The sequence below is a fragment of the Mesorhizobium sp. Arg314 genome (assembly GCF_053714275.1).
This window is the reverse complement of sequence record NZ_JBSKBP010000331.1, coordinates 1-285: the sequence shown is the minus strand read 5'-3', so window position 1 is coordinate 285 and position 285 is coordinate 1. Positions and strand designations below refer to the sequence as shown.

Here is a 285-nt window from a genome sequence, read left to right as displayed (position 1 = left end):
GCAAAGAGACTGTTTTTTCTTGTTATTGTTTGCGGGCGGATCGCCCGCTCGACAATGTTGGAGTCGATCTCGATACGACCGTCGGCAAGAAAGCGCTCGAGCGCCACGCGTCTGGCAAGGGCATAGCGGATCGCCTCGGCAAGCTTCGATTTGCCGGATATCCGCGGGAGCTGCCTTTCCCACATATCGAAGAGATCGGCGACGACGGTCGCGGAGTTTTCCTGGCGAGCCCTGACCCGCATCTCGGGAGCCTGCCCGCGAACTTCATCCTCGATCTGCCAGAGC

The 285-nt window shown here is 59.6% G+C and carries 1 protein-coding gene; it reads right to left on the bottom strand.

Features of this window, described 5'->3' with window-relative positions:
* Nucleotides 1-285: IS66 family transposase (locus ACWGS9_RS36175; RefSeq protein ID WP_454509549.1), on the bottom strand; the 285-nt coding region annotated here is incomplete at both ends.